Source organism: Pseudomonas sp. TE3644, assembly GCF_056278815.1.
In genome coordinates this window covers 4198991-4220580 of sequence record NZ_JBWBQF010000001.1, presented here as the reverse complement: position 1 = coordinate 4220580, position 21590 = coordinate 4198991, and the positions used below count along the sequence as shown (strand labels likewise).

The 21590-nt window shown below is 62.2% G+C and carries 16 protein-coding genes; 6 read left to right on the top strand and 10 right to left on the bottom strand.

The features are described 5' to 3' along the window. Positions 1-2: 2 nt before the first annotated feature. The 5 genes from ACZ9GA_RS18525 to ACZ9GA_RS18505 all read right to left on the bottom strand — a co-directional run bounded on the left by ACZ9GA_RS18525 (position 3) and on the right by ACZ9GA_RS18505 (position 6973). The gene (locus tag ACZ9GA_RS18525; RefSeq protein WP_457361321.1) at positions 3-1181 is read right to left on the bottom strand and encodes a glycosyltransferase; all 1179 of its coding nucleotides are present in this window, start codon (positions 1179-1181) and stop codon (positions 3-5) included. Continuing rightward, positions 1181-3172: a GumC family protein gene (locus ACZ9GA_RS18520; protein ID WP_457361322.1), complete on the bottom strand. Its 1992-nt coding sequence runs from the start codon at positions 3170-3172 to the stop codon at positions 1181-1183. The genes ACZ9GA_RS18525 and ACZ9GA_RS18520 overlap by 1 nt, the downstream gene beginning before the upstream one ends. A 27-nt stretch (positions 3173-3199) precedes the next feature. Beyond that, positions 3200-4012, bottom strand: a complete 813-nt coding sequence (locus ACZ9GA_RS18515; protein WP_457361323.1) for a polysaccharide biosynthesis/export family protein — start codon at positions 4010-4012, stop codon at positions 3200-3202. A gap of 69 nt (positions 4013-4081) precedes the next feature. After that, positions 4082-5536, bottom strand: coding sequence for a mannose-1-phosphate guanylyltransferase/mannose-6-phosphate isomerase (locus ACZ9GA_RS18510; protein ID WP_457361324.1), 1455 nt, complete (start codon positions 5534-5536; stop codon positions 4082-4084). Continuing rightward, on the bottom strand, positions 5537-6973 hold the full coding sequence (locus ACZ9GA_RS18505; RefSeq protein ID WP_457361325.1) for an undecaprenyl-phosphate glucose phosphotransferase: 1437 nt from the start codon (positions 6971-6973) through the stop codon (positions 5537-5539). It abuts the gene before it with no gap. Between the two features lie 376 nt (positions 6974-7349). Between ACZ9GA_RS18505 and yegS the strand changes: the two genes are divergently transcribed. Continuing rightward, on the top strand, positions 7350-8258 hold the full coding sequence (gene yegS, locus ACZ9GA_RS18500; protein ID WP_457361326.1) for a lipid kinase YegS: 909 nt from the start codon (positions 7350-7352) through the stop codon (positions 8256-8258). Positions 8259-8637: 379 nt separating this feature from the next. Here yegS and ACZ9GA_RS18495 read toward each other — a convergent pair whose 3' ends face one another. The 3 genes from ACZ9GA_RS18495 to ACZ9GA_RS18485 form a co-directional block, all read right to left on the bottom strand. Next, positions 8638-9297 (bottom strand): response regulator, encoded by a 660-nt coding sequence (locus ACZ9GA_RS18495; protein ID WP_027978439.1) that lies wholly within the window; start codon positions 9295-9297, stop codon positions 8638-8640. Continuing rightward, positions 9294-10184: a sensor histidine kinase gene (locus tag ACZ9GA_RS18490; RefSeq protein ID WP_457361327.1), complete on the bottom strand. Its 891-nt coding sequence runs from the start codon at positions 10182-10184 to the stop codon at positions 9294-9296. Before ACZ9GA_RS18490 ends, ACZ9GA_RS18495 begins: the two co-directional genes overlap by 4 nt. A gap of 551 nt (positions 10185-10735) precedes the next feature. Continuing rightward, positions 10736-11200: a hypothetical protein gene (locus tag ACZ9GA_RS18485; protein ID WP_457361328.1), complete on the bottom strand. Its 465-nt coding sequence runs from the start codon at positions 11198-11200 to the stop codon at positions 10736-10738. A 519-nt stretch (positions 11201-11719) separates the two neighbouring features. On the opposite strand from ACZ9GA_RS18485, the gene ACZ9GA_RS18480 reads away from it, so the two are divergent. Continuing rightward, on the top strand, positions 11720-12646 hold the full coding sequence (locus tag ACZ9GA_RS18480; RefSeq protein ID WP_457361329.1) for a chemotaxis protein CheV: 927 nt from the start codon (positions 11720-11722) through the stop codon (positions 12644-12646). Positions 12647-12781: 135 nt separating this feature from the next. Beyond that, complete coding sequence (locus ACZ9GA_RS18475; RefSeq protein WP_457361330.1) at positions 12782-13582, top strand: MOSC domain-containing protein; 801 nt, start codon at positions 12782-12784, stop codon at positions 13580-13582. Positions 13583-13682: 100 nt separating this feature from the next. Here the strand turns inward: ACZ9GA_RS18475 and ACZ9GA_RS18470 are convergent, their stop codons facing one another. Then, positions 13683-15611: a transglycosylase SLT domain-containing protein gene (locus ACZ9GA_RS18470; RefSeq protein ID WP_457361331.1), complete on the bottom strand. Its 1929-nt coding sequence runs from the start codon at positions 15609-15611 to the stop codon at positions 13683-13685. 201 nt (positions 15612-15812) lie between these two features. On the opposite strand from ACZ9GA_RS18470, the gene ACZ9GA_RS18465 reads away from it, so the two are divergent. Further along, positions 15813-17735 carry an ATP-binding cassette domain-containing protein gene (locus ACZ9GA_RS18465; RefSeq protein WP_457361332.1) on the top strand — a complete coding sequence of 641 codons (1923 nt, stop codon included), beginning with the start codon at positions 15813-15815 and terminating at the stop codon, positions 17733-17735. A 91-nt stretch (positions 17736-17826) separates the two neighbouring features. Here ACZ9GA_RS18465 and ACZ9GA_RS18460 read toward each other — a convergent pair whose 3' ends face one another. After that, positions 17827-18267: a universal stress protein gene (locus ACZ9GA_RS18460; protein WP_027978432.1), complete on the bottom strand. Its 441-nt coding sequence runs from the start codon at positions 18265-18267 to the stop codon at positions 17827-17829. Positions 18268-18378: 111 nt separating this feature from the next. Between ACZ9GA_RS18460 and ACZ9GA_RS18455 the strand changes: the two genes are divergently transcribed. Together ACZ9GA_RS18455 and fadB are read left to right on the top strand one after the other, a co-directional pair. Beyond that, entirely contained in the window at positions 18379-18816 is a 438-nt protein-coding gene (locus tag ACZ9GA_RS18455; protein ID WP_457361333.1) for a hypothetical protein, read from the top strand. A gap of 614 nt (positions 18817-19430) precedes the next feature. Further along, positions 19431-21578: a fatty acid oxidation complex subunit alpha FadB gene (gene fadB / locus ACZ9GA_RS18450; protein WP_476226517.1), complete on the top strand. Its 2148-nt coding sequence runs from the start codon at positions 19431-19433 to the stop codon at positions 21576-21578. The last annotated feature ends 12 nt before the right edge of the window (positions 21579-21590 follow it).

The following is a 21590-nucleotide window of genomic DNA, read 5'->3' as shown; positions in this document are numbered from 1 at the left end:
TTTCAGTGCCCTCCGCAGGCATCCTCGAACAGTTGGACAAAACGTGCGGCTGTGTGCGGCCAGGTGCGCTGGCTGCCTATCAGGCTTGCGTGTTCGGCCCAGCGCACCGCCAGTTCGGGGGTGGCGCACAGGTGGCTCAGCTCCGCGGCCAGGGCCGGGACATTGCCTTGCGGGAAAATGATGCCGTTGTCATGGCTGACTTCCTCGGCAAACGAGCGGGCATCCGAGGTAATGGCGCCGCGCCCGCAGGCAGCGGCCCAGGACAGCGCGCCGCTGGTGCCGCGCAGGGTGCCCAGCAGCTTGAGTTTGCTCGACTCGCGGTAGGGCAGCACCATCACGTGGTGCGCCTGGATCACCGCCGGAATGTCCTCGGCCGGCACGTCCAGCCCCCACTCGATGTTGTCGCCCAGTTGCAGTTGGTTGATGCGCTGGCGCAACTGGTCCAGGTAGCTGCCCGACGGCCCGAAGGCCATTTCCGGCTCGCTGCCGCCGGCCAGGGTCAGGCGGATGCGCTCGCGCAGGGCCGGTTGCTGGCTGAAGGTCAGGGCCAGGGCGTCGAGCAGATCCTCGATGCCCTTGCCACGGTAGATGAAGCCGAAGTACAGCAGGCGCAAGGGCTCCAGCGGCGGCAGGGGCGCCGCGGGAATGTCGAGGTTGCCGTGGGCGATCACTGCCATTTGCTTGTCTGCCAGGCCCATGCGCTGTTTCAGGCACTGGCTGCCGGCGTTGGTCAGGGTCACCAGGCGGGTCAGGCTTTGTGCCAGCGAGCGTTCTTCACGCAGGCACAGCGGGTCGGCCAGCACCGTGGCGATCTGCGGCAGCGGGTTGGGCATCTTCTGCACCATCGACAACGGCCACGGCAGGTGCTCGCGGCGCCACACCAGGCGCTCGGGGTCGTGCACGGTGGCGGTCAGCGGCAGGCGCGCGAAGCGCTGGCGCAGGGTGCGCAGCGCATTGAATTCGGCCACCCGGCCACCGCCGATTTCGGCGTGCACCAGGTCGATGCCGTTCCAGTCAAAACTGTTCAGCGCCGCCTGGGTGCGCGCTACGTCGTTGCCCAGGCCCGCCAGCGGCGTGCTCACCCGCACGCCCTGTTGCTCCAGGGCGTGCTTGAGGTGGCCGGCGTAGTCGGCAATGCCGTTCTGTTCCGGCGCGGCAGGTGCCAGCAGGGCGATATGCATCAGGCGTGGCTCCGGATGCGCGACAGGAACTGCAGCACCTTCTCGGGGATTTCGAAGCGACGACGGTTGATGATGATGCCGTCCACGTGGCGGAACGCCGTGGTGAGGATCGACAGCGCGTTGTCCAGCACCGGCACGGTGGTTTTCTCCGCTTCCACGATCAACGCAATCAGGTCCACGTCACTGAGGCTGACGAAGGCTTCCTGGTTGGAGAAGAACCCACTGGCGTCCACCAGCAGGATCTCGCCCGGCAGGGCCGGCCCGCTGCCGCTGGTGCGTACGGTCTGCCCGCGTTCCTGCAACAGGGTGCGCAGGTGGTCGATGACGAAGGTCACGCCCTCGCCCTTGCGTGCCGAGGTCAGGCCGATGCTCAGGCCTTTCTCGGGCACCTGCTTGAGCGGCAGTACCCCGTAGAGGCGGTAGATGCTGGCCGTGAAGGCACTCAGGCGCTGAGGGTGTTGGTCGCTGATGTCCTGCAGGCTGCTCCACACCTTGACGCCAAAGCGCTCCTCGATTTTGTCGCCATCATGAATGCGCTGGTCCAGCAGGTAGAAGAAGTACAGCGCCAACAGGCCCACGGCCAGGCTGATCGGGATGGCAAACAGCAGCATCAGCAGGCTTTTTGGGAAGACGCGGCTGGGGTTGAGGGTGGCCTGCTCGATGATGGCGATGTTGCTGATCTGGCTGTTGTCCAGTTCACGGTCGATGCGGGCTTTTTCCAGGCTTTCGCTGTACAGCGCGTAGCTCTTGTCGGCAGCGTCCAGCTCACGCTTGAGCTGCGACAGCTCGGGCTCCAGGGACACGGCCTTGGCGCGGTCGGCTTCCAGCTTGACCAGTTGGTCCTGTTGCTGCGCCGCCTGGGACTTGAGGCGGCTGAGGCTGGCGGCCTGGTCGGCGTAGCTGTTCTGCAGGCGGGTGTAGATGGGGTTGGCCGCCATGTTCTGCGAGCGCTGCACGGTTTCGGCGCGGCTGTTCATCAGCGCCTGCAGGTTTTCGATGGCGGTGTTGATGGCGCGTACCGGCGGGGCGTCGTCCTGGAAGGTGCGCAGCAGTTCCTGCTTCTCGATCTGCTTGGTGTTGATGCGCTGCATCAGGTCGTCGCGGTCAGGGTTGACGGCAATTTCCCGGGCGATGCGGATTTCCTTGGGCAAGTCCTTCATCTGCTGCTTGAGCACGTCCAGGCCGGCCTGGGTGGCGGCGATGGAACGCAGGGTGTTGAGGCGCTCGCCCTTGAGGTCGTTGAGGTTGCGCGACACATCGTTCAGGCGTTCGGTGATGCTGGTGGCGCCCAGTTGATCGAGCAGGGCCTGCATGCGCTTCTTGTAGTCCAGGATGCGCGCGGAGGTGGCGTTGCTCTCGGTTTCGTAGAAGGTGTACAGGCTTTTGCGGCCCAGGGTGCGGGTGCGTTCCTGCTCATAGTTGTTGATCCAGCTTTTGAGCACGGTCTGCGCAACTTCCGGATCTTTCCAGGTGAAGCTCACCTCCATCACCGAGGAACTGGTGGAGTGGCTGACGGTGAGGTTTTTCTCCAGCTGGGCGGCCAGGCGTTCCACCGGGGTCTGCTTCTCGGCCAGCCCCAGCAGTTGCAGGAAGCCGCGGCTGATCTCGATGATGCTTTGGGCAGCCTCCTTGACCGCGTACTTGATGCTGGCGATCACGCCTTCCTTGCGCGGCTGGCGCGACAGGTCATCCAGGTACTGTTCGGCCACCAGGCGGGCGATGGGGCGGCCGCTGAACATCTGTTCCTCGTCCACGATCGGGTCGCGCTGGGTAGGGATGATGGTGGCCTGGCGGTCGGAGATTTCGATCGGCAGGGTGCTGGTGTCACGGCCTGGCTTGACCAGCAGCAGGGCGGTGGATTCATAGCGGTTGGGCAGCAGGAACGCGCCCAGCACAATGATCACGAAGGTCAGCAGTACGGTGAGCTTCACTTCCTTGCGAAAAATGAAATACAGCCGCAGCAAGTCGCGGAAGGAGCGGATGTTGATCATGAGTTTAGTCCTTTGCGCCCAGGCGGATTAGTTATTGACGGTGCCGATGTTCTGAGTGCTACTGCTGTTGATCTTGGTCGCACCCCGCAGGTCATACGTCAGCCCCAGCCCAAGGCTCTTGTTGAACGGAATCAGCTGGTTGAGGTAGAGGTCGACCCACTCGATGCCGTTACCCACATGGGACTTGGGCACGAACACCACGTCGCCGCGTTGCAGCAGCACCGGCCCTTTGCCGTTCTGGGCGAACAGGGAGCTGGCATAGTCGAAGAAATAGGTCTTGTACTTGCCGTCTTCCCCTTGGCGCATCAAGGCCACGTTGCCACTGTCGGCCACTGACAGCACACCGCCGGCCCCGACGATGGCCTGCTCCAGCGTGGTGGCCACGGTGACGGGCAGGGCAGAGGGGGTGCGCACCGCGCCGCCGATGAACACGGTATTGCTGGGCGCGGTGTTGATGTTGATGGTCAGCGACGTGTCGCGGTACACCTTCTCAAGCCTGTGCTCCAGCACGGTGGTCAGTTGCTCGGTGGACAAGCCAGCGGCCTTGACCTGGCCAATGTAGGGGTAGGCGAAGGTGCCATCGTTCTGCACATTGAACAGCGTCAGTTCGTAGATCGAGTTGGCAGTGAAGGCCGAGATCGACGGCGCCTCGCCGGTGTTGCGCACGATCCGCAACGAGTCGCCGGCGCGGATGCGTTCAGGCGGCAGCGGCTGGCCTGCCAAGGCCTCGCCGGCCTTATGCGCTTCCTTGAGAATATTGCCGTCGGGCAATGCAACCTTCGCCTGGTTGCTGCATGCGGCCAGCATGACAACACCGAGTACTACAAACACTTTTTTCATTGGTCAGTCTTCCTGTGGCGCATGAAGTACAGCTTCCTGGCATTTCATTAAAACAATTCAAACATCGATTCAGACCTTGGGCGCCTCGGGCACGCGGCCGTACACGTCGGTAAAGCGCACGATATCGTCCTCACCCAGGTACTCGCCGCTCTGCACCTCGATCATCACCAGATCGATGACCCCGGGGTTGACCAGGCGGTGGGTATGGCCGGGCTTGATGAACGTCGATTCGTTGGTGTCGAGCAGGAACTCGCGTTCGCCATTGGTGACCCGCGCCATGCCGCTGACCACGATCCAGTGCTCGCTGCGGTGGTGGTGCATCTGCAGGGACAGCGAGCCGTTGGGGCGTACCACGATGCGCTTGATTTTGAAGCGCTTGCCTTCCTCCAGCACCGTGTAGGTACCCCACGGGCGGGTGACCGTGCGGTGCAGCAGGTAGGCGTCGTGGCCCTGGCGTTTGAGCGCCTGGGCAATGAATTTCACTTCCTGGGTGCGCTCGCCGTCGGCGATCAGCAGGGCGTCGGGGGTGTCGATGATGATCAGGTTATCCAGCCCCACGCCGCCCACCAGGCGCTTGGGCGAGTCGATGTAGCAGTTGTGCACGTCATGCAGCACGGTTTCGCCGTTGCACTGGTTGCCGTTGCTGTCGGCGGAGCTCAGGGCGCGCACCGCCTGCCATGAGCCGATGTCGCTCCAGCCCAGGTGGCAGGGGATGACCGCCACTTTCTGCGAACGCTCCATGATCGCGTAGTCCACGGAAATGTCCGGGGCCTGGGCGAAGGTGGTGCTGTCCAGTTCCAGTTGCAGCTCGCGGTTGCCGTCCTTGCGGTGGCTGGCGGCCAGGCACGTGGTCACGGCTGCCAGTACGTCCGGGGCGTGGGTCTGGTACTCGGCCAGGATGGCGTCCACGCGCATCAGGAACATGCCGCCGTTCCACAGGTGCAGGCCGCCCTTGAGGTATTCCTCGGCCGTGGCGGCGTTGGGTTTTTCCACGAAACGCGCCACCTGGTAGCCGCCGTTGCTCAGGGCCTGGCCTTTCTCGATGTAGCCAAAGCCGGTCTCGGGGCTGGTGGGCACAATGCCGAACGTCACCAGCCAGCCTTGCTCGGCCAGCGCCTGGGCGTCCTGTACGGCCTGGGCGAACGCCGCGGTGTCGGTGATCAGGTGGTCGGCCGGCAACACCAGCAATTGCGCGTCCTCGCCGTACAGGCGTGCAGTGTGCAGCGCGGCGGCGGCAATGGCCGGCGCGGTATTGCGACCGAACGGTTCAAGAATGAAGTCCAGGCCCGCACCGCCCTTGTTCAACAGCCGGTAATCGTCCACCGTGCGGAAGAACACCTCGCGGTTGGTCACGGTCAGCAGTCGCTCTACCCCCGGCAGCCCCGTGGCGCGCTTGAAGGTTTTCTGCAGCAGGCTTTCGCCATCGGGCAGGCGCATGAAGGGCTTGGGCATGGCCTCGCGGGAGACAGGCCACAGGCGGGTGCCAGCGCCGCCGGCGATGATGCAGGGGATAAGCGTGCCCATTCAATAAACCTCGCGAGTCAGAAGCACTGCCGGGACAGTGCGGAACAGAATGTAAAGGTCAAACCACACCGACCAGTTCTCGATGTATTCCAGGTCGAACTCCACGCGCTTTTCGATTTTCTCAAGGGTGTCGGTCTCGCCCCGATAGCCGTTGATCTGGGCAAGGCCAGTGATGCCTGGCTTGACCCGGTGACGCGAGGTGTACTCCTTCACCGCTTCCTCGAACAGGATGCCGGCGGCCTTGGTGGCGGTGGCGTGCGGACGCGGCCCCACCATCGACATGCTGCCGCCGAACACGTTGAACAGTTGCGGCAGCTCATCCAGGCTGGTCTTGCGGATGAACCGCCCCACGCGGGTGATGCGCGAGTCGCCGCGCACGGTCTGCTTCTCGGCGTTGGCGTCGGCCTGGTGCTGGTGCATGGAGCGGAACTTGTACACCTCGATCAGGCGGTTGTTGTAGCCATAACGCTTCTGCTTGAACAGCACCGGGCCTGGTGAATCAAGCTTGATGGCCAAGGCCACCAGCAACATGATCGGTGACAGGGCGAGCAGCGCCATGGTCGAGATCAGCATGTCCTCCAGGCGCTTGAAAAACGGCGACCAGCCGCGCAGCGGCACCTCGGAGGCGTTGAACATGGGCAGGTTGGCCACTTCCGTGATGCGGTTGTGGGAATGGCGGAAGGCAACCATGTCCGGCACCAGCAGCACGTTCACGGGCAACCGGCGCAGCTCGCGGATGATGTAGTCCATGCGGTTTTCGGCGGACCAGGGGATGGCCACCAGCACCTGGGTGACCTTTTCTTCGCGGATCAGTTGTTCCAGGTCCTGGGAATTGCCCAGCAGCGGCAGGTTCACCAGGTTCTTGGGCAGGCGGGCGATACGGTCGTCGATAAAGCCCACCACGCCTGCGCGTATGTCCTGATGCTGCAGCAGGTATTCGGCCAGGCGCTGGCCGTTCTCGGTGGCGCCCAGAATCACCGAGTTTTGCAGGAACACCCCGCGCATCATCAATTGCTGGAACAGGGTGAGCAGGATCAGCCGTTCGATGCCGAACAGGATGAAGGTGCCAATGAACCAGATGGCCAGTTGCAGGTTGCTGATGAAATTGAACAGCGCCAGGGCGCGGTGCATGAACAGCAGCAGGCAAAAGGCCGATGCCCAAGCGTAAAAAGTGGTCTGGAAGCGCAGCCGGTTACTGAAGATGGACTCGGCGTAGACACCCAGGGCCTGGAAGATCAGCACGCTGAGAAAGCCGAAGAAGCACAGCACCGCCAGGTCGTTGCGCACGGCCCCGGTGTCGATGCTGGCATCGAGCCACAGAATCAGCAGCCCAGGTGCAATGGCGGTCAGACCGTGAACCAGGCGAATGGCAAACAGAAAATACTCGACCATACTCGGCCGAGTCATTAATAGACTGTCCACGGGTTGCAAACGCATATATCCCCTCCCTCCAGACCATTGGCAGTCCAAGGCCGACAACAAGCATTGCGGCTGTTCCATGTTGAGTCATGTGATGACTGGGTGTCGCAAAAAGCCCTTCCTTGGTGTCAAGTTATTGTCATTCTTTTATTGGCGGGGTATTGCGCGTCATTTTTCCGTTGATTGTCGCTACTTTAATGTTGAGCCGCTACAAAAACAACACACTTACATGGCACTTTAAAATCTCAGTAAAGTCCATGAATCAGCGACTCGCGAATGAAAATCGTGGAAAGCGCCAAAAAACCCTCAAAGACCCAGATCGGTGTATGGGTTTTTTTGACGCTTCTGTGCCCAAAACGGGCGCCAAGAGGCTGTTTACCTGACCGGAGGCAACATGACGGTGCGCAAGGCTTTTTTGATATTGCATGGCAAGCAAGCGCTCAATGACGACGTGCGTCGCGCCGTTGAAGCCCATCGGGCCAGTGGCTGTGACATCGCCGTACGGCTGACGTGGGAGGCTGGTGATGCCCAGCGTCTTGTGCAGGAAGCGTTGGCCGCCGGTTACCCGCATATCATCGCCGGTGGCGGCGATGGCACGGTGCGTGATATTGCCGAGGCCATGGCCCAGGCCGGCACCGATGCCAGCCTGGTGCTGATGCCGTTGGGCACGGCCAACGATTTTGCCCGCGCCGCCAGCGTGCCGCTCGATTGCGCCGGGGCCCTGGCCCTGCTGGATGAACCGGCCAGCCGCATCGACCTGGGGGAGGTGGGCGGGCAGCTGTTCCTGAACATGGCCACCGGCGGCTTTGGCAGCCAGGTCACGGCCAATACGTCCGATGACCTGAAGAAAGTGCTGGGCGGTGCGGCGTACCTGTTTACCGGCTTGTCGCGTTTTGCCGAGCTGCGCCCGGCTTACGGTCGCCTGAGCGGCCCGGACTTTGAATGGGAAGGGCAGTTGCTGGCGCTGGGCATCGGCAACGGCCGCCAGGCCGGCGGCGGGCACGTACTGTGTCCCGAGGCGCTGGCAGACGACGGCTTGCTGGATGTCAGCATCCTGCCGGCGCCGACCGAGGTGTTCGGCACCCTGCGCGATTTGCTGGCCGGCGGGCTGGGCGTGGACAACCTGTTCGTGCGCACGCGGCTGCCGTGGGTGGAGATTCACAGTGCCGAAGGGTTGGACATCAACCTGGACGGTGAGCCGTTGAAGGGGGACAGCTTGCGCTTCAGCGCGCGGCCCAAGGCGCTGAGCGTGCATTTGCCGCGGCATTCGCCGTTGCTGTCGCGTGGTGTTCTGAAGCCTTGACGCCTCGCTGGATCGCCGGCACTGCGGTTATCTGATACACCGCGTGCGGCAGACGCAGCCTTCGGCAGCTGCTACAGGACGGCGGCATCGGCCAAGGCCGGCTCCTACCACGGACAGTGTAGGAGACCCCACACCTGTGGGAGCGGGTTCTACCCGCGAAAAGAACACCGCGAAGTATCTGAACCACCACGGCGTCCTCTTCGCGGGCAGAGCCCGCTCCCACATGAAGACAGTTGCTGCTACAGGGCGGCGGCGCCTGCATCGCGGCCAAGGCCGGCTCCTACCACGCACGGTGTAGGAGCCGACTTTAGTCGCGATGCAGGCGATGCGGTTCCAAGACAGTTGCTGCTACAGGGCGGTTGCCTCGGCCGCCGGGTTTTCAATCATCCAGGCTGATGATTCGCTCTCGCACGGCAAACAGCACCAGCCCCGCCACATCGAAAATCTGCAGGCGCTTCATGATCTGCGAACGGTGCGTTTCCACCGTTTTCACGCTCAACCCCAAGCCGCTGGCGATTTCGCGGGTGGATTTGCCGCGCACGATCAGCCGCAGAATCTCCAGCTGGCGCGGGGTCAGATTGTGGTTTTCGGCCAACTCCGGCTTGTTGCCCTGTACGCGGATCAACGCCTGGTTGATCACCGTGTGGGCAATGGCCGGGCTCAGGTAGCGTTCATTGCCGCGCAGGGCGTCCAGGGCCTGCTCCAGTTCCACAGCAGTGGTGTCCTTGAGCAGGTAACCGTGGGCGCCCATTTCCAGCGCCTGCATGATCATTTCAGGGTCGGTGTGCATCGACAGGATCAACACCTTGCTGCGCGAGCGCGCAGCCTGCAGGCGGCCCAGGGCTTCCAGGCCGCCGGTGTCACGCATCGACAGGTCCAGCAGCACAATGTCCGGGTCCAGGCGCTGCACCATGTCCAGCAACTGGGCGCCATCGCTGGCCTCGCCGATTACCGCGTAACCGGGAATGTCCGCCACCAGGGCGCGCACGCCCGCCCTGATCAGGGAATGATCATCCACCAGGAGTAATTTGCAGATCATAAATCTTTGCCCAGTTTGGCTCGTTCCAGGGCACGGGGCGCCCAAGGGAAGAGTGCTTCAAGTTGAGTGCCGTGCCCGGGCGCGCTGTTCACGTTCAGCCAGCCGCCAATCAGTGTGGCGCGCTCCTGCATGCCGGACATGCCACGCAGCCCATGCCGGGCCGGGTCGGCGACCGGGGTGAAGCCAACGCCGTCATCGGTGATGTATAGGTGCAGGCCCTGGGGGCTGCGCTGCAGGCGCACCAGCAGGTTGTGCGCCTGGGCGTGGCGCAGCAGGTTGGTCACCGCTTCCTGGGTGATGCGGAAGGCTGCCACGGCCATTGCCTCGGGGATGCCGGTCATCTGCTGGTGGCATTCCAGGCTCCAGTGCACGTCGGTGTTTTCCAGGGTGCGCAGCAGGTGGGCACGCAGGCTGGCCTCCAGCCCCAGGCTGTTGAGTTGCCGGGGGTTGAGCAGCGCTGATACATCGCGCACCTTGGCCAGGGTTTCTTCGATGGTCTCGCGCAGGGTGCCAAAGCCTTCTTCCAGCTCGCCGGGCAGCCTGCGCTGCAGCCAGTCAGCCTGCATCTTGGCAGCCGTCAGCAACTGACCGATGTCGTCATGCAGTTCGCGGCTCAGGCGATGGCGTTCGTTCTCCTGCACTTCCAGCAGGCGGTCGGCCAGCTCCTGCGGTCTGAAGGCGATCGAGCGTTGCGCGCAGCGATGTTGCAGCCAGACACTGAGCATGGCGATGACATTCAAACCCAGCAATCCAACTGGCACGGTCTGCTTATTGAGGAATACCACTATGTTGCCCACCAGCGACAACAGGCACAGGCCCACTGTCAGCCAGCGCATTTGTTGTATGCCCAATGGCCACGGCGTGTATTTTTTGAAACTGACGTACATAGAGAACGGAGCCAAGAAAGAGTCGCTGCTGGTAACCGGTTAAGGCGTTGTTGAAACCTGTCTTCAAGGCTCCGTGCTCTTGTTGCGATGTACGGTACGGGAGGCGTGGATGAACATGATGAGTCGCCCCTCTGCCCCTGACGACGGGTGGTTGTCAGTGGGTGAAAGTGTCCGGTCCATGGGGGGGATTGGGCTGTCATAGTATCACTTCATCAACAGTAGGTCGCCTGTTCAGGCGTGGGTAACTGAATGTTCCGTTTTGCCGGAGATTGACGTGTTAGTCCGCAATAAGATCATTTTGCCATCATCGAAGCGTGCAAGTTTTCATGGAGCCGTAGTTTCCAGGGCAAAAATGCACGGTAATGGGGCAACGCGGGTCAACAGTGGCAACTTGGTTGTAATGCCAAAGTTACAGATAGCGCTGAGTTCTGTACCTAGGGGATTATCCGATCGAGGCTAGGTGAATGGCTGGTCTTTTCATGAACGAACAAATGTACAGCGCCGGATGAGGGCGCTGTATGAAATCGACAACAAAGTGGATGCAAAAGCGGTTACATCATCCGGCGGTCGGCCTGGAGGTCAGCCTTTGCGAACGCCGCCGGCAAGGACTGCCGATCGGCCTCGATACTGATGGCCAGCGCCTCGACCAGGGCGCTTTGCTCGGCGCCGTCCAGGCTCAACTGGCCGGTGCGCGGGTCGATCAGTTCCAGTTGCCAGGCCAGCAGGGTCAGGCACTCGTCCAATGCTTTGAGGGTGGCCCCCTCCAGACGGTTGCGTGGTTTGGCCAGAGATAGCAACTGCTGCAGTTGCTGGCAAAACGCCGTCACTTGCGCAAGTGACAGGCCCTGGGCGCGCAGGCTAAGGCTTTCCAGGGTTTGCATCAGGCAATCCGCCGCGTCCTGATCATTGCAGATCAGTTCCAGGTGGCTGAGGCATTCCTGCAATTTATTGAGCATGGCCTGCGCCTCGACCAGGAAGTCGGGCAGGGCACATGACCACTGTGAGTCATTCAACATGTTTATCTCCACAACTCCGTGCGGACCCGGTCGACGCGCGCTGTCCGTGCGAGTTTTCGTTCAGGCTTTTCAAGCTTAGCTGCATCCGTGGGCGGGTGACTGGCATTTGTGCTTTCATTTTCATTGTGTCCTGAGAGCCACATGCCAGACACATTGTCTGGACCAAGCAGGATGAAATCAGGGCTTTGCAACGCTGTGGAAGGCTGTGTATGAGGCGTGAAAAACACGCGAGCAACCGCCCAACTCCGTTCATGCACTGAGAATGGCGTCACATTAATGGCTATTGGATATTGCGAATATCAGGTTTCGCCCGATTGCCTATAGGGGAAACCCTGATAAGAAGGGAGGGTTCTTAGCAGTTTTGTATCTGTATTTTTAGCGCGACCGATGCCATCAGTTAAGCATGATGTTAATGTGACATCAATGGTGTTCGCAGTGCATTTCGTCGCTCTTCAAGATTGACGTCGTGCTGCCGATAACCTGTCCAAGACCTCTTCAGCAACGCCCCAGGAGTCATTGATGGCTGGCATTCTCGACACAGTAGACCAACGTACCCAGCTTGTGGGTGAGAACCGCCTGGAGATTCTGATGTTTCGCCTGGCCGGTCGCCAGTTGTTCGCAATCAACGTGTTCAAGGTGCAGGAGGTTCTGCAACTGCCCAAGCTGACGCTGATGCCTCAGCGGCACGCCTATGTCTGTGGTGTGGTCAACCTGCGTGGCCAGACCCTGCCGGTGATCGATCTGTCCCAGGCCATCGGCATGCGCCCGCTGGTGCCTGGCCCCAACAGCACCATCATCGTCACCGAATACAATCGCTCGGTGCAGGCGTTTCTTGTAGGCGGTGTGGATCGAATCGTCAACATGAACTGGGAAGCGATTCTGCCGCCGCCCACCAGCGCCGGCCGCCAGCACTACCTGACGGCGATCAGCAAGGTCGACGACCAGTTGGTCGAAATCATCGACGTAGAGAAGGTGCTGGCCGAAATCGTGCCGTACAGCGCCAAGGTGTCCCGCGAAAAACTTGAAGACCCGGTGCTGGCGCGTGCCAGGGGGCGTGAAGTGCTGCTGGTGGACGACTCCACCGTGGCGCTGTCGCAATTGCGCGATACCTTGTCGCAGTTGGGGGTGAAGATGCACATCGCCAGTGACGGGCTCAAGGCGCTGAACATGCTCAAGGCCTGGGCCGATGCCGGCGAGAACCTGACCGACAAGCTGCTGATGATTTTCACCGACGCGGAAATGCCGGAAATGGACGGCTATCGCCTGACCACGGAAATCCGCAACGACCCACGCCTGCGCGGGCTGTACGTGGTGCTGCACACCTCCCTGTCGGGCAGCTTCAACGAATCGATGGTCAAGAAGGTGGGCTGCGACAACTTCCTGTCCAAGTTCCAGCCTGACAAGCTGGTGGATGTGGTGCGTCAGCGGTTGATGCTGGATAACTAGGGGCTGGTAGCCGCTGCCCAAGGCTGCGCTGGCCCATCTGTGCGCTGAACATTTTCAGTGAAAGTCAGGGCCCGCGCAGCCTGTCGGCAGCGGCTACGGGTAAACTGACGGCCTCATTGACCGTCGGAAGCCGCCATGCACCTCAGCGCCCTCTATCGTTACCCTGTCAAATCCGCGATCGCCGAACCCCTGCAATCCTCCACCCTGGACAGCCTTGGCCTGGCCGGTGACCGCCGCTGGATGCTGGTGGACGAGGCGACCGGCCGCTTCCTGACCCAGCGCGCCGAGGCGCACATGAGCCAGCTGGGTGCCGAGCACTTGCAGGATGGCTTGCGCTTGTCGGCCAGCGGCCAGGCGCCGCTGCTGGTGCCCACCCCTTCTGACGATGCGCCGCTGCGTGGCGTGACCATTTGGCGCGACACCTTGCGCGTGCCGGATGCGGGCGACGAAGCTGCCGAATGGCTCTCTTCCTTTATTGGCAAGCCGACGCGCCTGGTGCAGGTGCCGGTCGAACGCGCGCGCACCACGCAGTCAGGTTATGGCCTGGACAGCGACAAGGTGGGCTTTGCCGACGGCTTTCCTTTGCTGCTGATCGGCCAGGCATCGCTGGATGACCTGTCGGCCCGCGTGGGGCGTGAGCTGGAGATGCTGCGCTTTCGCCCCAACCTGGTGGTCACTGGCAGTGAAGCGTTCGCCGAGGATGGCTGGAAGCGTATCCGCATCGGCGATGTGGAGTTTCGCGTGGTCAAGCCGTGCTCGCGGTGCATTCTCACCACCCTCGACCCGCAGACAGGCGTGCGCAGTGAAGACCGTGAGCCGCTGGCGACGCTCAAGACTTACCGGCAAGTGGGCGGTGATGTGATGTTTGGCCAGAACCTGGTCAATGATGGGGTGGGGCGCCTGGAAGTCGGTATGCCGGTCACCGTTCTGGAGTAGAGGGATCGTGGGAGCGGGTTCTACCCGCGAAAAGAGCGCCGCCGGCCTACGAGCCTTGCGGTGTTCCCTTCGCGGGTAGAACCCGCTCCCACGATTTGCATCATTGATCGTCGAAGAAGCGCTCATTCCAGTCGGCAATCGGCTGCGGGGTATTGAGCTTCTGCCCGTAGATCACCGCATACGACAGCACGTTCTGCACATACTGACGCGTTTCGTCGAACGGAATCGATTCCACCCACACATCGAAGCTCAAATGGTTGGCGCCGCGCAGCCACTGCTTCACCCGCCCAGGGCCGGCGTTATAGGCGGCGGACGCCAGCACGCGGTTGCCATTGAACTGCCCGTGCACCTGGCTCAGGTAGGCGGCGCCCAGCTGAATGTTCTTGTCCGGGTCGATCGCCTGGGACGGTGACGCCAGCGGGATGCTGAACTTGCGCGCGGTTTCCTTGGCGGTGCCCGGCATCAATTGCATCAGGCCCATGGCGCCGACACCGGAGCGTGCGTCATCCATGAAGGCACTTTCCTGGCGGGTGATGGCGAACGCCCAGCTGGCGTGAATGCCCCGATTGGTGGCTTCGCGCACCAAGGCGTCGCGGTGGGCCATGGGGAAGCGGATGTCCAGGTCATCCCAGTACTGTGCCTGGCTGATGGTGCGGATCGCCGGGAAGTACCAGTGCATGTCATAGGCCAGCTTGGCCTGGGCGACCATTTCGTCGCGGGTGAAACGATTGGTCACGTAATACCACTCGCGCCGGGCGTCCACCACCTGGCCGCGGTCCAGCAGTTCCATGGCGCGGCGGATGCCGGGGGTGTTGCGGACTTTGTTCATCAGCGCCTGGCTGATCATCAGCGGGCGGTTGGCGAGCGAGTAGGGCACCTGGGTGCGGTCGGCGGCCAGGAAGCCGTAGAAATCACGCTCCTTGGACACATTGCGATAAAGCACGGCCACCTGCGGGTTCTGTGGTTGTGCCAGTTCCAGGCTGCGGGCCTGCCAGTATTTCCAGCGGTTGGTGCTGGCCAGGTCCTGGGGCAGGCGGCGGGTCAGGTCGTACGCGTCCTGCCAGCGGCCCAGGCGCAGCAGCAGGCGCAGGCGCCATTCGGTGACGGTGTTGTCGCGCAGTTCCGGGTCGTACTGGGTCATCAGGTCCAGGGCGCGCGGGTCGTAGTTGCGCGCCAGGGTCAGGCCGATTTCGCGGGCGATCGCCACCTTTTCGTCACGCGAGAAGCGCATGCTGCTGGCGTAGCCGTCGAGCATCTGCATGGCCCGGTCCGGGTCCTGCTTGGCCAGGCGGCGCAGGCCCAGGCCGACCACGTCGGACATGGCCTCGGTGACGGGCTGGAAGCGCGATGGGTCGGTGAGCAGTTCGGGGTTCTGCGCCACGCTGACCAGCAGGCGGCCTTGGGCGCCCAGGGTTGGCAAGGTGGCGACCAGGTTGTTGGCCAGCGCATAGTTGCGCGTATGGGCGGCCAGCTTCAGGCGCTGCCAGCGTTTGTCTTCGGTCAGCTGGCCATCGGCGGCCCACATCCCGAACAGCGCTTCGCAGGCGTCGGGCTGGGTCTTGCCGGTCAGCCACAGTTTTTGCGCACTGGCGTAGCCCTCGGCCTTCAGTCCGTGGCCCAACTGGTATTGGCCGTTGAGGCAGTCGAGCTCGGTGAAATTGAGCTTGGGGTCGTAATACTGGGCAAAGGTCGTCCAGTCGCCACGTTCGGCCAGCCAGCGCAACCAGCGCAGTTTCATCCAGTTGGCCTGGGGCAGGTCGCCGTGGGCGGCGAGGAACTTCTCGATCTCGTCGTTGCTGGCGGTTTTCAGCCGGGCTGTCAGCTCGTCGTAGGCCAGGTACGGCTCCAGCGGGTAGTCGGCGAGCATGGGCGCGTACTGGAAGTACGGGCCGCTGTCGCCCTTGGCCAGGGCGCGTTTGGCCTGGTCGTAATACTGGCGTTGAGTGGTCAGGTCCACGGCATGCGCGCAGGAAGCGGCGGTGGCAGAAAGCAGCAGGCAGGACAAGAAGCTAGACAGGCGACCGCGCATGAGACATCCGTGCATATAAGGCATGACAAGTGCGGCAGGGCCTGCACTGATTACCTACTAGCTTAGCCGGTTGCGGGTGGGCGATGAAAGCATTGTGCTTGTATCAGAACGTGAATTCGGCCGCCGCCCACCGTGCGACGGCATTTACTGTGCTGGGCGCACAAGTCAGGTAGAATGCGCGCCCGGTTTTTGGAGAAACACATGACCCTGCTCAAATTAAGCGATGTGTCCCTCGCTTTCGGCGCGATGCCGTTGTTGGACAAAGTGTCCTGGCAGATCGCCCGTGGAGAGCGGGTCTGCATCATCGGGCGCAATGGCACTGGCAAGTCCAGCATGCTGCGCCTGGTCAAGGGCGATCAGAAGCCCGACGACGGTGAGGTCTGGCGTGCGCCGGGCCTGAAGATTGGCGAGCTGCCGCAGGAACTGCCGGTGGCCGACGATCGTACCGTGTTCGACGTGGTGGCCGAAGGCCTCGACGGCGTCGGCGCGCTGCTGGCTGAATATCATCACCTGAGCCAGAACATCGTCACCGATGAAGACCTGACCAAGCTGATGCACGTGCAGTCGGACCTCGAAGCCCGTGACGGCTGGCGCCTGCAGCAATTGGTGGACAGCACCCTGAGCCGCCTGCAACTGCCGGCCGACAAGACCCTGGCGCAACTGTCCGGCGGCTGGCGCCGTCGCGTGCTGCTGGCCCAGGCGCTGGTGTCCGAGCCCGACCTGCTGCTGCTCGACGAGCCAACCAACCACCTGGACATCGGTGCCATTGCCTGGCTGGAAGAAGCCCTGACCGGCTTCGGCGGCGCCGTGCTGTTCATCACGCACGACCGTTCCTTCCTGCAGAACCTGGCTACGCGCATTCTGGAGCTGGACCGCGGCGGCCTGATCGACTGGAACGGCGACTACGCCAGCTTCCTGGTGCACAAGGAAGCCATGCTGGCGGCCGAAGAGACCGCCAACGCGCTGTTCGACAAGCGCCTGGCCCAGGAAGAAGTGTGGATTCGCCAGGGCATCAAGGCCCGTCGTACCCGCAACGAAGGCCGCGTGCGCGCCTTGAAAGAGCTGCGCGTGGAGCGTGGCGAGCGTCGCGAGCGCCAGGGCAAGGCCAACATCCAGCTTGATACTGCGGAGAAATCCGGCAAGCAGGTGATGGTGGTCGACAACGTCAGCTTCGCCCACCCGGGCGGCCCGTTCCTGGTCAAGGATTTCTCCATGGTGCTGCAGCGCCAGGACCGCATCGGCCTGTTGGGTGCCAACGGTACCGGCAAAACCACGCTGCTCAAGCTGATGCTGGGCGACCTGGAAGCCACCAGCGGCAAGGTTGAAGCCGGTACGCGCCTGGAAGTGGCCTACTTCGACCAGTTGCGTCACCAACTGGACCTGGAAAAGACCGTGATCGACAACCTGGCCGAAGGCCGGGACTTCATCGAGATCGATGGCCAGAACCGCCACGTGCTCAGCTACCTGGGCGACTTCCTGTTCAGCCCACAGCGTGCCCGTACGCCGGTCAAGGCGTTGTCGGGTGGTGAGCGTGCGCGCCTGCTGCTGGCCAAGCTGTTCAGCAAGCCGGCCAACCTGCTGATCCTCGACGAACCGACCAACGACCTCGACGTGGAAACCCTCGAGCTGCTGGAAGAAGTGCTGTCCAGCTTCAAGGGCACCGTGCTGATGGTCAGCCACGACCGCGCCTTCCTCGACAACGTGGTCACCAGCACCCTGGTCTTCGAAGGTGAAGGCAAGGTGCGTGAGTACGTGGGTGGTTACCAGGACTGGATTCGTCAGGGTGGTTCGCCGAAGTTGCTCGGGGTTACCGAGAACAAGTCGGGCAAGGCTGAGCTCAACAGCGCCGTGGTGACGGCTCCGGCTGCCGTGGTGGCACCGGTGGCGGAAGCTGCTGCACCGGCCAAGAAGAAGCTCAGCTACAAGCTGCAGCGCGAGCTGGAAGCCTTGCCGGGTGAGATCGATGCCCAGGAGCAGAAGATTGCTGCGCTGGAAGCAACCATGGCGGATGCAGGTTTCTACCAGAAGCCGGCGGCCGAGACTGCCAAGGTGATCGCCGAGCTGGAGCAGGCCCAGGCCAAGCTGGACGAGATGGTCGAGCGTTGGGCTGAGCTCGACGCCTGATGTGAAATCGCGTCGCCTTCATCGCGACCAAGGTCGGCTCCTACGCCAAATTGCGTAGGAGCCGACCTTGGTCGCGATGGGCGCGACGCGATTACTCAGGCTTTTTCAGGCGTACCGCCAGCACATCGCACGGCGCGCCATGCAGCACGTCATTGGACGTGGAGCCCAGCAGCAGCGCCAGGCCGTGGCGGGCATGGCTGCCCACTACCACCAGGTCGCAGCCCTTTTCCTTGGCCAGGCCATGGATTTCCTGCTTGGGCTGGCCGTAGGTCAGGTGGCAATTCTCTTTCGACAGTTCCGGGTACTTGGTGATCAGGCGCTCAAGGCGCTCTTTGGCCTGGTCGAACTGCTGCTGTTGCAGTTGCGACAGGTCCATCGGGACGTCGCCACCGAAGGCCATGGCCATGGGTTCGACGATGTGCACCAATGACAGCTTGGCGTCCTGGCTGGCAGACAACTCGCGGGCCCGGTGAATCACCGGATCGCACTCTTCGGTCAGGTCGACGGCGACCAGAATATGGTGGTAGGGCATGGAAAGCTCTCCTGACGTGGCGATAGCCTAAGTATGGCCTGTTTCAAGTCGGTCTGTTTACGCGTGGCCTAACCAACTCATTTCTAAAAGTTTTACAGGGTGCACAGTCATATGACGGTATGGATAGTGGTGTCAATCCTTGCGCTGGTTTTAAGCCCCATGGTGTGGTTGCGCCCCTCGCGCAAACAGAGCGGCCAGATGGCCCTGCGCATGGAAGCGCGGCGCCTGGGGCTGGCCATGCAACTGGCACCCCAGGAGTGGCCGCACTGGCTGCCCCAGCAGCCCCCCAGCCCCTGTGCGCAGTACTGCCGGCCGCGGCGTTCGCCTACAGCGGCGCAATTCTGCTATTGGCAGACGGAGGCAGGGGTGTGGCTGAACCAATGGCGTGAGCCTTTGGAAGACCCAGTGTTGCTGGCGCAGTTCAGTGTGTTGCCTGCCAATGTCTACAAGATTGATGCAGGTCAACAGATGATTGCGTTGTATTGGGGGGAGCGAGGGGAGGCGAGTGTGCTGGTGGCAATTGATGATGTGCTCAAGGCGCTAGCCTGAACCTGTAGCCGCTGCCGCCAGGCTGCGCTGGCCCCAATTACACTGAAAATCTGCAGTGGTGCACAGGGCCAGCGCAGCCTGGCGGCAGCGGCTACAGACAATAAAAAGCCCGATAATCTGCGTCGGGCTGGGGTTGGCCAGGCAGGCCGGTAAGACGATTTCGCGTGTTTGGTCGACAGTGTAGTCGCGAACGGATCTTACGCCCGCCCTCGGCGAAAATCTTTCATTTTATTTCCCTGGCGACGTTTGGTTGCCTCTATCCCGCCGTGCGCAGGGCTGTCATCGTCCTGTGCGATGCTGTTGCTGAATGTTGCGTCATCAGGGAAATGGCTCCGTGCGCCATTTTGACGCACAGGTGACCGCAAAGTCGCGTTTCTGCTGTGTTCCAGCGCATTTGACAATTGCCGGGTTTTCCGTGAATGTGTGCGTACCCAAATCAAACGGGCGTATGAATTGAGCGTTTGTATCGTAGGAACGCTCTTACAGAATCCCGACTATCGCGCTGACGGGTGTGCCTGGCAGCGGGGGAGCGGCAAACGGCGTTCAGGCGCCAGCCGGCCCCGCACCAGCGTTTGGCGTGTACTGTTCAGCTTCCATATTGTGGAGATCAGTTGATGATTTACGAAGGTAAAGCCATCACGGTTAAGGCTCTTGAAAGTGGCATCGTCGAATTGAAATTCGACCTCAAGGGTGAGTCCGTCAACAAGTTCAACCGTCTGACCCTGGGCGAACTGCGCCAGGCCGTCGACACCATCAAGGCTGATGCCTCGATCAAGGGCGTCATTGTCAGCAGTGGCAAGGATGTCTTCATCGTTGGCGCCGACATCACCGAATTTGTCGACAATTTCAAGCTGCCCGAGGCCGAACTGGTCGCCGGTAACCTGGAAGCCAACCGCATTTTCAGCGACTTCGAAGACCTGGCCGTGCCCACCGTGGCGGCCATCAACGGCATCGCCCTGGGTGGCGGTCTGGAAATGTGCCTGGCCGCGGACTTCCGCGTCATGTCGCAAACCGCCAAGATCGGCCTGCCGGAAGTGAAACTGGGCATCTACCCAGGTTTCGGCGGCACCGTGCGCCTGCCGCGCATCATCGGTGCCGACAACGCCATCGAGTGGATTGCCTCGGGCAAGGAAAACCGCGCCGATGACGCGCTCAAAGCCGGCGCGGTGGATGCCGTGGTGGCCCCCGAGCAGCTGCAGGCTGCCGCCCTGGACCTGGTCAAGCGCGCCATCAGCGGCGAGTTCGATCACAAGGCCCGTCGCCAGCCCAAGCTGGACAAGCTCAAGCTCAACGCCATCGAGCAGATGATGGCCTTCGAAACCGCCAAAGGCTTCGTCGCAGGTCAGGCTGGCCCGAACTACCCGGCGCCGGTTGAAGCCATCAAGACCATCCAGAAAGCCGCCAACTTCGGTCGTGACAAGGCCCTGGAGATCGAAGCCGCAGGCTTTGTGAAAATGGCCAAGACCTCGGCTGCGCAAAGTCTGGTGGGCCTGTTCCTGAACGACCAGGAGCTCAAGCGCAAGGCCAAGGCCTACGACGAACTGGCTCACGACGTGAAGCAGGCCGCTGTACTGGGCGCCGGCATCATGGGTGGTGGCATTGCCTACCAGTCCGCCGTCAAGGGCACCCCGATCCTGATGAAGGACATCAACGAGAAGGGTATCGAGCAAGGCCTGGCCGAAGCGTCCAAGCTGCTGGGCAAGCGCGTCGAGAAGGGCCGCCTGACCGCAGCGCAGATGGCCGAATCGCTCAACGCCATTCGCCCGACCCTGTCCTACGGTGATTTCGGCCACGTCGACATCGTCGTCGAAGCCGTGGTCGAGAACCCCAAGGTCAAGCAGGCCGTGCTGGCCGAAGTCGAAGCCCAGGTCAAGGAAGACACCATTCTGGCGTCCAACACCTCGACCATCTCCATCAGCCTGCTGGCCAAGGCCCTCAAGCGTCCGGAGAACTTCGTCGGCATGCACTTCTTCAACCCGGTGCACATGATGCCCCTGGTGGAAGTGATCCGCGGCGAGAAGTCCAGCGAAGTGGCAGTGGCCACCACCGTGGCCTACGCCAAGAAAATGGGCAAGAACCCGATCGTGGTCAACGACTGCCCGGGCTTCTTGGTCAACCGCGTGCTGTTCCCCTACTTCGGCGGCTTCGCCAAGCTGGTCAGCGCTGGCGTGGACTTTGTGCGCGTCGACAAGATCATGGAAAAATTCGGCTGGCCCATGGGCCCGGCCTACCTGATGGACGTGGTCGGCATCGACACCGGCCACCACGGCCGTGACGTGATGGCCGACGGCTTCCCGGACCGCATGAAGGACGACCGTCGCTCGGCCGTCGATGTGCTGTACGAAGCCAACCGCCTGGGCCAGAAGAACGGCAAGGGCTTCTACGCCTACGAGACCGACAAGAAGGGCAAGCCGAAGAAAGTCGCCGACGCCTCGGTGCTGGAAGTGCTCAAGCCAATCGTCTACGAGCAGCGTGAGCTGACCGACGAGGACATCCTCAACTGGATGATGATCCCGCTGTGCCTGGAAACCGTGCGTTGCCTGGAAGACGGCATCGTCGAAACCGCCGCCGAGGCCGACATGGGCCTGGTGTACGGCATCGGTTTCCCTCCGTTCCGTGGCGGCGCGCTGCGCTACATCGATTCGCTGGGCGTGGCCAACTTCGTCGCCCTGGCAGACCAGTACGCCGACCTGGGCCCGCTGTACCACCCCACCGCGAAGCTGCGTGAGATGGCCAAGAACGGCCAGAGCTTCTTCGGTTAAGCGCCCAACGAC

What these genes read in the sequence shown, in the direction of transcription:
- ACZ9GA_RS18510 (WP_457361324.1), bottom strand. Translation starts at nt 5,536, where the DNA reads ATGGGCACGCTTATCCCCTGCATCATCGCCGGCGGCGCTGGCACCCGC.
- ACZ9GA_RS18490 (WP_457361327.1), bottom strand. Translation starts at nt 10,184, where the DNA reads ATGTACGTCAGTTTCAAAAAATACACGCCGTGGCCATTGGGCATACAA.
- ACZ9GA_RS18480 (WP_457361329.1), top strand. Translation starts at nt 11,720, where the DNA reads ATGGCTGGCATTCTCGACACAGTAGACCAACGTACCCAGCTTGTGGGT.
- ACZ9GA_RS18515 (WP_457361323.1), bottom strand. Translation starts at nt 4,012, where the DNA reads ATGAAAAAAGTGTTTGTAGTACTCGGTGTTGTCATGCTGGCCGCATGC.
- ACZ9GA_RS18505 (WP_457361325.1), bottom strand. Translation starts at nt 6,973, where the DNA reads ATGCGTTTGCAACCCGTGGACAGTCTATTAATGACTCGGCCGAGTATG.
- ACZ9GA_RS18465 (WP_457361332.1), top strand. Translation starts at nt 15,813, where the DNA reads ATGACCCTGCTCAAATTAAGCGATGTGTCCCTCGCTTTCGGCGCGATG.
- ACZ9GA_RS18470 (WP_457361331.1), bottom strand. Translation starts at nt 15,611, where the DNA reads ATGCGCGGTCGCCTGTCTAGCTTCTTGTCCTGCCTGCTGCTTTCTGCC.
- ACZ9GA_RS18460 (WP_027978432.1), bottom strand. Translation starts at nt 18,267, where the DNA reads ATGCCCTACCACCATATTCTGGTCGCCGTCGACCTGACCGAAGAGTGC.
- ACZ9GA_RS18455 (WP_457361333.1), top strand. Translation starts at nt 18,379, where the DNA reads ATGACGGTATGGATAGTGGTGTCAATCCTTGCGCTGGTTTTAAGCCCC.
- ACZ9GA_RS18495 (WP_027978439.1), bottom strand. Translation starts at nt 9,297, where the DNA reads ATGATCTGCAAATTACTCCTGGTGGATGATCATTCCCTGATCAGGGCG.
- yegS (WP_457361326.1), top strand. Translation starts at nt 7,350, where the DNA reads ATGACGGTGCGCAAGGCTTTTTTGATATTGCATGGCAAGCAAGCGCTC.
- ACZ9GA_RS18520 (WP_457361322.1), bottom strand. Translation starts at nt 3,172, where the DNA reads ATGATCAACATCCGCTCCTTCCGCGACTTGCTGCGGCTGTATTTCATT.
- ACZ9GA_RS18485 (WP_457361328.1), bottom strand. Translation starts at nt 11,200, where the DNA reads ATGTTGAATGACTCACAGTGGTCATGTGCCCTGCCCGACTTCCTGGTC.
- fadB (WP_476226517.1), top strand. Translation starts at nt 19,431, where the DNA reads ATGATTTACGAAGGTAAAGCCATCACGGTTAAGGCTCTTGAAAGTGGC.
- ACZ9GA_RS18525 (WP_457361321.1), bottom strand. Translation starts at nt 1,181, where the DNA reads ATGCATATCGCCCTGCTGGCACCTGCCGCGCCGGAACAGAACGGCATT.
- ACZ9GA_RS18475 (WP_457361330.1), top strand. Translation starts at nt 12,782, where the DNA reads ATGCACCTCAGCGCCCTCTATCGTTACCCTGTCAAATCCGCGATCGCC.